The sequence below is a fragment of the Saccharopolyspora soli genome (genome assembly GCF_022678645.1).
GTDB classification, from domain to species: domain Bacteria; phylum Actinomycetota; class Actinomycetes; order Mycobacteriales; family Pseudonocardiaceae; genus Saccharopolyspora; species Saccharopolyspora soli.
The window spans coordinates 1-1,602 of record NZ_JALBWV010000159.1 but is presented as its reverse complement, the minus strand read 5'-3'; the positions used below and the strand labels follow the sequence as shown (position 1 = coordinate 1,602).

General features: G+C 67.6%; 1 protein-coding gene. It reads left to right on the top strand.

From position 1 onward, the window contains the following. Positions 1-105: 105 nt before the first annotated feature. A partial coding sequence (locus MOQ72_RS44060) for an ISL3 family transposase (RefSeq protein WP_242192024.1) occupies positions 106-1,602 on the top strand: 1,497 nt, incomplete at its 3' end.

The window sequence follows — 1,602 nt, the reverse complement described above, 5'->3', positions numbered from 1 at the left end:
GGAATCTGGCTCTGGCCCATTTTCGGTGGTGGCGGTCCGTTTCGGTCGGTCACGGTGCGTGTGCCATGGTGAGGCCGGTGCGACGTTGATCAACTTCTGAAGCTGATGTTCTCTGGGTTGTCTTCCTTGGTCATCGAGGGAGCCGAGGATGCGGCTGAGGTGATCGTGGTCCGGGCGTCGACCCGGTCCCGGCCGGTGGTCTGCCCGGGATGCGGCGTGGAGACCGGGCGAGTGCATGGCTATGTCGACCGGCAACTCGCCGACGTGCCGATGGACGGGCGACGGGTCGTGGTCCGGGTGCGGGCACGGCGGATGCGCTGCTCGACGCTGGAATGCTCACGGCAGACCTTCCGCGAGACACTGACCGTGGCCGAGCGGTATCAGCGCCGCACCGCCCGGCTGGCGACACAAATCGGCCGTGTTGTGCGAGAGTTGGCCGGGCGCGCCGGAACTCGAGTCCTGGCCGGTGTCGGTGTCGCGTTATCGCGACAAACCGCGCTGCGGACACTGCTGCGGCTGCCGCTGCCGATCCGGCCGGTGCCGACCGTGATCGGGGTGGACGATTTCGCCCTGCGTAAGCGACAGAACTACGCCACCGTGATCATCGACGCGGTCACCGGCGACCGCGTCGACGTCCTCACCGACCGAACGGCCGCCACACTCGAAGCCTGGTTACGCGAGCATCCCGGCGTGCGGGTGATCTGCCGAGACGGCTCCGGCGCCTACGCTGAAGCGATCCGCCGCGCGCTACCGACCGCCGTGCAGGTCGCGGATCGGTGGCACCTGTGGCACAACCTCGCCGAAGCCGTACTCAAGGAGGTCGCCGCCCACAGCGCGTGCTGGGGCAAGACAGGCCCGCCACCGCGCGAAGGCAAACGCGCCGCCACAACCCGCGAACGCTGGCGGCAGGTCCATGATCTGCTCGAGCGCGGCGTAGGACTACTCGAAGTCGCCCGCCGGCTGAACCTGGCGCTGAACACGGTCAAGCGCTACGCCCGCATCGACCAGCCCGAACGCCTGGTACGAGCACCGCAATATCGACCCACCCTCGTCGATCCATTCCGCGACTACCTCCGCCGGCGCCGTGAGAAAGACCCGGCCGTGCCCGTGCTGCAGCTGCTCAACGAGATCACCGAGCGCGGCTACACCGGAAGCCAGAACCTGCTATATCGCTACATCACCCAGGGACGCGTCGAAGCCGACCGGCCAGCAATCTCTCCCAAGCGCCTCTCCCGCTACCTCCTGACGCACCCGGACAAGCTCCAAGCCCACCAGCGAGAACGCATCGACGCCGCGACCGGCACCTGCCCCGAAATGACCGCGCTGGCCGCCCTCATCGGCGACTTCGCCGCCCTGCTCACGCCCGACCCCGACAACCACGAGCGCCTGACCAGCTGGATCGACCAGGCCCGGGCCGAGAATCTACCCCACCTACACGCCTTCACCCGCGGCCTCGAACTCGACCGCCACGCCCTGAACGCCGCCCTCACCCTCCCGTTCCACAATGGACGAACAGAGGGAGCGAACACCAAAACCAAGCTGATCAAACGACAAATGTACGGACGCGCAGGCTACCCCCTCCTCCGCCACCGCATCCTCCTC